Source organism: Megasphaera sp. NM10 (assembly GCF_000417505.1).
Classification (GTDB): domain Bacteria; phylum Bacillota; class Negativicutes; order Veillonellales; family Megasphaeraceae; genus Megasphaera; species Megasphaera intestinihominis.
The window spans coordinates 1-7,126 of sequence record NZ_APHY01000090.1; the positions used below are offsets into that span (position 1 = coordinate 1).

Below are 7,126 nucleotides of genomic sequence, written 5' to 3' on the forward strand. Positions count from 1 at the left end.
TGGSCGCCGGCCGGGAAGGTCGTCGTGTCGCGGGGGGAACTCGTCGAAATCGGCGGCTCCTTCCGGATTCCCGACGTCATCGAACAGAGCGGCGGCCGTATCTGCGAAGTCGGTACGACCAACAAGACTCATTTGTCCGACTACGAACGGGCCATCGGCGAAGATACGGCGGCCCTCATGAAGGTCCACACCAGTAATTACCGCATCATCGGTTTTACCGAGAGTGTCTCCGCTTTGGACCTGGCCCGCCTGGCCCATGACCACGGACTGCCCTGCATCAACGATGTCGGCAGCGGCCTGTTCGTCGATTTGGCCGCATGGGGACTGCCTCATGAACCGACGGTCCGCGAAGTGTTGGACGCTGGCTGCGATGTCGTGACTTTCAGCGGCGACAAGCTCCTGGGCGGCCCTCAGGCGGGTATCATCGTCGGTAAAGCCGCCTATCTGGATGCCATGAAACACCATCCCCTGCTGCGGGCCCTGCGCGTCGATAAGATGACCCTGGCCGGTTTGCAAGGGACTTTGCAGACCTATCGCGACGGTACGGCCGTTTGCCAGATCCCGACGCTGTACTGCCTGGCCCAGACGAAGAAAGAGACGCGGGAACGGGCGGAACGGCTGTTGCAGGCCCTGCATACAGATGACCTGCCGGCCTGCGTTTCCCTGCGCCGTGTAGACGATTGTGTCGGCGGCGGCGCCTGCCCCGATGCCGTCCTGCCGGGCTGGGCCCTGGCCATTGATCCCTATGACCTGTCGGCGGAAAAACTGGAACAGCGCCTGCGCCAGGCCGACATCCCCATCATCGCCCGCGTCCAGCACTGCGCCGTCGTCCTGTCCCTGCGCACCATCGGCGACGACGAATTCCCGGACGTCGCCCGCATCGTGCGGGAAGCGTTGGGCGTTTGAGCGTCGCGTGGAGGTTTCTGCCATCATGTATGAGCGGGCCGTTCTTTATAGTTTGTAGTACGGAGTTTGTAGTTTGTAGAAGAGGGTTTTGAATTAAAAAAAACTTCACTACAAACTGCAAACTTAATACTCAAAAAGGCGCTGTCTTCATATGACAGCGCCTTTTTACATTTCCTACCGCGGGGATGATTGGCCGATGATTTCTTTTCCTTCTACGAACTGGACCGTAGGATTCGGTTTTTTCTTTTCAATGAGGTCGACCATGAGGTGCAGACAGTGCTGACCGATTTCGCCCATGGGGATATCGACGCGGGACAGGGAGGGAATGGCGTAATCATTGAATTGAGCCATGTTGATCCCGATGGTGAAGACTTCCACGTCCTGTGGGATAGCGATACCCAGTTCATGGCAGGTATAGAGCATGCCGTGGGCCAGGACGTCGGATTCACAGAACATAGCCCGGGGCATCCGCTTTTCTTCATAGAGCTTCTTCGTAGCTTCCACAGCGCTCGATGAAGACGTATCGCAGAGGATGATGTTTTCTTCTGGTACGGCGTGGCCGGCCTTGGCGAAGGTGTCGAGGAAGCCCTGCATCCACGTGCGCATGATCGGGAACGACGTGTCATGGGTCAGGACGCCGGCGTCGAAGATGCCCTTGTCCAGGAAGTGCTGGGCGACGTTGCAGCCGATAGTATAGTTGTCCATGGTGACGCTGCTGTATTTATCCGATTCCCGGTTAAAGAGGACGACAGGGCAGGGGATATGGATGGAATTGAGGTAGTCCATATCTTTATTGGACATATTCGCGATGATGATGCCGTTGAAAAATTCATTCTGCATGGCTTCGAGCTGTTTTTGCAGCTGGTCGACCTTATAAGGGACGACGGTCAGATGAATGGCTTTGTCCTGTTTCATGATTTCTTCCTGGATGCCGAGGGTGATGCGGGCCAGGTAGTTTATACGGAAGTCCGTTGCCCAGTAGAAGGCAATGGCATAGCTGTCCTTTTTAGCCGACCGCAGTTTTTTGGCCGACTGGTTGGGGACGTAATTCAGGTCTTGTGCAATTTTGTATATACGCTGTTGTGTTTCCCGCGAGATTTTCCGTTCCCGGCCCTTGCCGTTCAGGACGATGGAAACGGTGGCGATGGAAACGCCAGCAGCTTTGGCAATGTCTTTAATTGTGGACACGATGGCCACCTCCACTCTTGCTTTTATTTTGACATAAATTAAACGTTTTTTCAAGGAAATCTGTGTTACAGGATGAACAAATATTCATTTTTATGTAAGTCGCGAATCGTTTGCAATCATGGTACAATAGAAGCGATTAAGACGAGAAAAGAGGATGTGTATGACAGTGAGCAAAGAACGTTACCGGCGCCAGGCCCTTCATCAAATCGACAATCTGGCCAAGCCGCCGGGAAGCCTGGGACTTTTGGAAAAGCAGGCCAAGCAGATTTTATTGGCCTGGGGGACCTTTCACCGGGAGCTGCGGCCGAAACACATCATCTTTGCCGCCGACAATGGTGTCGTCCGGGCCGGTGTCGTCGCGCAGTTGTCGGATATCACGTATATGCAGAGCTGCCATATGGTACAGGGGACGTCGGCCGTGACCTGTTTCTGCCGCAGCCAGGATATCCCTTATGAAGTCGTCGATGTCGGTATCGACAGTGATGATGCCGTCGGACTGGACCGCAAGATCGCCAGGGGGACAAAGAACTTTGCCGTCGAACCGGCTATGAGCCGGGAAGAGCTGGCGCAAGCCATGGCGACGGGCCGCGAACGGGTGCAGGCAGCGGCCAAAGATGGCATCAATCTCCTGTCATTCGGGGAAATGGGCATTGGCAACACGACGACGTCTGCCGCGGTCCTTACGGCATTGTCGCCGAAAAAGATGTCCTGGCTGACTGGCTTCGGTTCGGCCCGGGGCAATTATAAACTGCTCTTCCATAAGCGCCATGTCATCGCCGCAGCCGTCAAGGCCTATGAAAAAGAAATCCAGATGCCGGCTGATGCCCTGCGCTGCGTCGGCGGCTTTGATTTGGCAGCACTCTGCGGCGCCATGATGGCCTGTGCCGACGAAAAGATTCCCTTTTATATCGACGGCTTCATTACGGCGACAGCCCTGGCCTGTGCCATCGCCATGAAGCCTGCCGTCTGCGATTATGCCCTGCCGTCCCATATTTCCCGGGAGCCCGGCATGGCCCAGGCCCTGCGCCTGTGCGGCATCGATGAATACGACGTGCCCATCCAGGCCGGTCTCTCCCTGGGTGAAGGGACGGGGGCCGTCTTGGGCGTCGTCCTCATGAAGACCATGATGTATGCCGTCTGGCATATGGCTACCCTGGACGGCATCAACCAGGAAGCCCAGGACCGCCATGACAACCGCAAAGGAGATGAAACGCATGGATGAAGAAACGAGAAAAAAAGCCCAGGCCATCTTTGAGCGCCTGGGACTGACGGAAGAACAAGCAGTTGAACTCTTTTATAAACGGACCATTGCGGCCGGGAAAATGCCCTTTGCTGCAGCCGAAGGGGAAACCAAGAAAATCAAGAAAAAACGCATGAACGAACGCTTCGCCGAATGGGATGCTTTTTAGCGGACCGCAGAAGCTCAATTCGTGCAGCCATCTCCGCTTGTCTTTGCCGGGCTGACTGCGTCGAAAAGCCTCGACAGAGCCCCGCTATGCCTGCGTTTTTCTCCTTGCCAGCCCGGCAAATCCGGCGCGGATCTGACCGCGTCATTGAGCTCCTGCGGTCCGAAAGGCTCTCCTGCGAAGGGGAGCTGGCCGCCGAAGGCGGACTGAGGGGTTCTTAAATGTACGAGCCACGAACCATGAACCACTTTAAATTATTTTTACGAAAGAAGGGATTTTGATGATGTATCCGTTATTACATGCAACGCTGAATGTTGGGTCTCTGGTTTTGAAGAACCGTCTGGTCCTGCCGCCGATGGCGACGGAAAAGTCGGCGAAAGGCCAGGTGACGGATGGGCTGGTCGCTTATTATGGTGATATGGCCCGCAGCGGTCCAGGCCTGATCATTCAGGAACACAGTTTCGTTTCGCCTGAAGGCCGGGCCAGTGCCAACCAGGTGTCGCTGGCGGCCGATGCCGATATTCCCGGACTGCAGCGCCTGACGGCGGCTGTCCACGCTCAGGGCGTACCCATCCTGGCACAGATCAGCCATGCCGGCAGTGCTGCCCATCGGGCCATTACGGGGCAGGAAGTCATCAGTGCCAGTGCTGTTTCCAATCCGTCGCGGGCCGCTTCGGTCCAGGGCCAGCCGGAATTTCCCCGGGAAATGACGCAGGGCGATATCCAGCGCATCGTCCAGGCCTTTGTCGACGCCGCTGTCCGGGCACAGCAGGCCGGCTACGACGGCGTGGAAATCCACTCGGCCCATGGCTATCTGCTGGACCAGTTCTATTCACCGGTGACCAATAAGCGGACCGATGACTATACGGGCCAGACCTTGGCTGGCCGGACCCGGCTGCACGTTGAAATCATTCAGGCTATCCGCCGCCAGGTCGGGTCTGATTTTGTCCTTTCCCTGCGCCTGGGCGGCAGCGATTATATGGATGGCGGTGCCGTCGTCGGCGATGTCAGCGAAGCGGCTAAGATTTTTGAAACGGCCGGCATCGACATGCTCAGCCTTTCCGGCGGCATGAGCGTCTTCTTCCGCCCTGGCCATACGGAAGCGGGATATTTTGCCGAATTATCGGCAGCAGCCAAAAAAGGGACGACCCTTCCCGTCTTGCTGACCGGCGGCATTGCCGACGGCGCCGAAGCGGAAGCCTTCCTGGAAAAAGGGCAGGCCGACCTCATCGGCATCGGCCGGGCGGCACTCCGGGACCACCAGATTTACCAAAAAATCTTGTCCATGTAGAAAAAAAGCGCTGTCGCATGAAGACAGCGCTTTTTGAGTATTAAGTTTGCAGTTTGTAGTTTTTAGTGAATGGTTTTTAAATTTAAAGTTGTCTTCTATAAACTACAAACTTTAAAGAGAAAGGAGCCTTGCACGATGGCAGAAGCCTTCATGTGACAGCTATGAATTATGTTTTAATGAATACGGTCTGTTTTTTTCTGAGCAAAAAGCCATTCTAAGGCGGGCTGCATGGTGTAGGCATGCTGCCAGGTAGAGCGGTGGCTGCCGCCTTGGTACTGGGTCAGGTAGTGGCTGCAGTCCGGCGTGATGAGGGCAGCGGCCTGGGCGTCGACCTGGTCTTGCGGCTGGGTGGGGTCGAGGGTCTGGCTGGCTACTTTGACGCCGTCTTTTTCTAAGTTTTCCATGATTTTTGCCAGGCTCGGGCTGGCACCGGGGTCACCTTGGGAGGTAACGGCCCAGATATGCTGGTGACCTAAGGGCGAAGTGACGGTTTCGTCCCATTTGCAGGCGACGAGGTAAGAGCCGGCGAAGAAGTCCGGATATTTGACATCCATGGCGATGGATGTCATGCCGCCCATGGACTGCCCCGTGTTATAGATGCGGTCCGTATCGATGGAATATTGACGGCAGAGCTGTTGGACGAGATGGATGGTCCGGTCCAGTTCCGGCCCGTATTGATAGTTGTCATCGACGATGATCGTATCGTATTGAGGGGCCAGGACGAAGCAGGGGTGCTTGGCCTGCCATTCCGGCGAGGCGAAGGTAATCCAAAGCCTGCCATTTTTTCAATTTCATGAGAAAACCTCCCTTTTAGACTGTCGCACGAAGGCTTCTGCCCTCCTGCGAGGTTCTTTTTCTTTTATGGTTTATATTATAGTATAGCATTTGTAGTTTGCAGAGAAAACCTTTAAATTTAAAACCATCCCCTAGCCCCTAACAACTAAAAAGCGTAAACGGGCGCCCCACGTGGTCGCCCCTACAGAAAAAAGGCTTGTCGCATATGCGACAAGCCTTTTTTATTTACTTATCATATCGTCTGAGGCGAAGCCCGTGCGATTGGCGTAGTCGCCTTCCAGGATTTGGACGGGGACGAAGCCGTTCTTGTCTTTGTCACCGGTAATCTGGATGCGCGTCGGCTTGGCAAAGACCAGTATCTTGTCGGACCGGACGAGGGAGCGGATTGTTTCCATATCGCGGTCGTGGCTGGCTTTGAGGAAGGTGGGAATGGTCGTCTCGTCGGGGATGACGTAGGTCCCGCGCATCATGAGGTAGCGGCCGCTGTTCGAGGGCAGGCGATTCTTTTCCTGCTGCGCTTCTTTTTCCTCGTCGCTCAGTTCCGGGACGCCGCTGGCTGAATAGCGGGAGAAGTTGACATTGGTCTGTTCGGCTTCTCCATAGCGGTGGACGTAATAGATGGTGATAAACAGGCAGAAGATGACGAAGGGCAGGAAGAGCATCTTCGTGTAATACGTCAGTTTGGCGTATTTGGCTTCCTTTTCTTCCCGCGCTTCCCGTTCTTCCCGCGTCTCGACGACTTCTTCCGGCTGGCCCTGGAGGGCACCGGCCAGGATGGCCGACAAGGGGATACCGTAGCTGGAAATGGGATAGAGGTTTTCCAGCCAGTTCAAGCCGCAGATGCAGGCCATGGCCCGGCTCAGGGCATTGTCCATGTCGACGGGGATCTTCATGCGGTGCAGGATCGACGTCAGCGAATCATTGGCCAGGTTGGGCATGTACGTCGAGGCCAGGAATTTCAAGTCCCGGATGTAGACATCCTTCAGGGGCAGTTCCCGCCCGGATGCTTCATAGCTGGCCTTGATGGCCGGAAAGAGCCGTTCCGAGCGGTAGGCAGAGAGGACGGCGTCTTTGAGGAGAAAGGCAATGTCTTCATCCCAGACGACATCGAAAGGCTTGCTGTCGGCCAGCATGGCTTCCGTCAGGTTGTGTGCCTGGACCGGGCCTTCCCGGGGTTTGATGAAATAGGAAATGCCGTGGACATTGCCGTCGCTGATCCAGGCCAGCGCCAGGCGGCAGATACTGTTTAAGTTGTCGTTGGCCAGGTCCGCTGCGATGGCGATGGACGAATTGACCTTTCGCCGGTGCAGCGATTCCAGCGCCTTTTGTGTATTCGCATCCATGGCGGGTATCCTCCGTGAATCGAGTGGTTTTAACGGCCTCGCTGTTTATAGTAGGGGCGGAACGTGTGTCAAGAATAACATCGTTTACATTTTGTGCAAGGACATCCTTTACACTTTATGCAAGCACATCGTTTACAAATTTCTTCTTATTGAAGCTTTAATTTTCCTTCTAACTGAGGATCGTTGTGAATCAGATA

7 protein-coding genes are annotated in these 7,126 nt (G+C 55.4%); 4 read left to right on the forward strand and 3 right to left on the reverse strand.

Annotated features, from left to right (window positions below; genetic code table 11):
- Positions 1-906, forward strand: a 906-nt coding sequence (gene selA, locus NM10_RS11940; RefSeq protein ID WP_020311796.1) for an L-seryl-tRNA(Sec) selenium transferase, incomplete at its 5' end; no start/stop codon positions are given.
- A 174-nt stretch (positions 907-1,080) separates the two neighbouring features.
- Here selA and NM10_RS11945 read toward each other — a convergent pair.
- Positions 1,081-2,094 carry a LacI family DNA-binding transcriptional regulator gene (locus NM10_RS11945; protein ID WP_020311797.1) on the reverse strand — a complete coding sequence of 338 codons (1,014 nt, stop codon included), beginning with the start codon at positions 2,092-2,094 and terminating at the stop codon, positions 1,081-1,083.
- Between the two features lie 160 nt (positions 2,095-2,254).
- Between NM10_RS11945 and NM10_RS11950 the strand changes: the two genes are divergently transcribed.
- The 3 genes from NM10_RS11950 to NM10_RS11960 all read left to right on the forward strand — a co-directional run bounded on the left by NM10_RS11950 (position 2,255) and on the right by NM10_RS11960 (position 4,791).
- Complete coding sequence (locus NM10_RS11950) at positions 2,255-3,316, forward strand: nicotinate-nucleotide--dimethylbenzimidazole phosphoribosyltransferase (RefSeq protein ID WP_192813573.1); 1,062 nt, start codon at positions 2,255-2,257, stop codon at positions 3,314-3,316.
- Complete coding sequence (locus NM10_RS11955) at positions 3,309-3,503, forward strand: type II toxin-antitoxin system RelB/DinJ family antitoxin (RefSeq protein WP_020311799.1); 195 nt, start codon at positions 3,309-3,311, stop codon at positions 3,501-3,503. The genes NM10_RS11950 and NM10_RS11955 overlap by 8 nt, the downstream gene beginning before the upstream one ends.
- A 277-nt stretch (positions 3,504-3,780) precedes the next feature.
- Positions 3,781-4,791 (forward strand): NADH:flavin oxidoreductase, encoded by a 1,011-nt coding sequence (locus tag NM10_RS11960; protein ID WP_239639738.1) that lies wholly within the window; start codon positions 3,781-3,783, stop codon positions 4,789-4,791.
- 173 nt (positions 4,792-4,964) lie between these two features.
- Here NM10_RS11960 and NM10_RS11965 read toward each other — a convergent pair whose 3' ends face one another.
- Complete coding sequence (locus tag NM10_RS11965; RefSeq protein ID WP_020311801.1) at positions 4,965-5,369, reverse strand: hypothetical protein; 405 nt, start codon at positions 5,367-5,369, stop codon at positions 4,965-4,967.
- Between the two features lie 438 nt (positions 5,370-5,807).
- The gene (locus tag NM10_RS11970; RefSeq protein WP_020311802.1) at positions 5,808-6,929 is read right to left on the reverse strand and encodes a hypothetical protein; all 1,122 of its coding nucleotides are present in this window, start codon (positions 6,927-6,929) and stop codon (positions 5,808-5,810) included.
- Positions 6,930-7,126 lie beyond the last annotated feature (197 nt).

Excerpts from the sequence above, each read along its gene's own strand:
- NM10_RS11950 (WP_192813573.1), top strand. The coding sequence starts at position 2,255 with ATGACAGTGAGCAAAGAACGTTACCGGCGCCAGGCCCTTCATCAAATC.
- NM10_RS11955 (WP_020311799.1), top strand. The coding sequence starts at position 3,309 with ATGGATGAAGAAACGAGAAAAAAAGCCCAGGCCATCTTTGAGCGCCTG.
- NM10_RS11960 (WP_239639738.1), top strand. The coding sequence starts at position 3,781 with ATGATGTATCCGTTATTACATGCAACGCTGAATGTTGGGTCTCTGGTT.
- NM10_RS11965 (WP_020311801.1), bottom strand. The coding sequence starts at position 5,369 with ATGGGCGGCATGACATCCATCGCCATGGATGTCAAATATCCGGACTTC.
- NM10_RS11970 (WP_020311802.1), bottom strand. The coding sequence starts at position 6,929 with ATGGATGCGAATACACAAAAGGCGCTGGAATCGCTGCACCGGCGAAAG.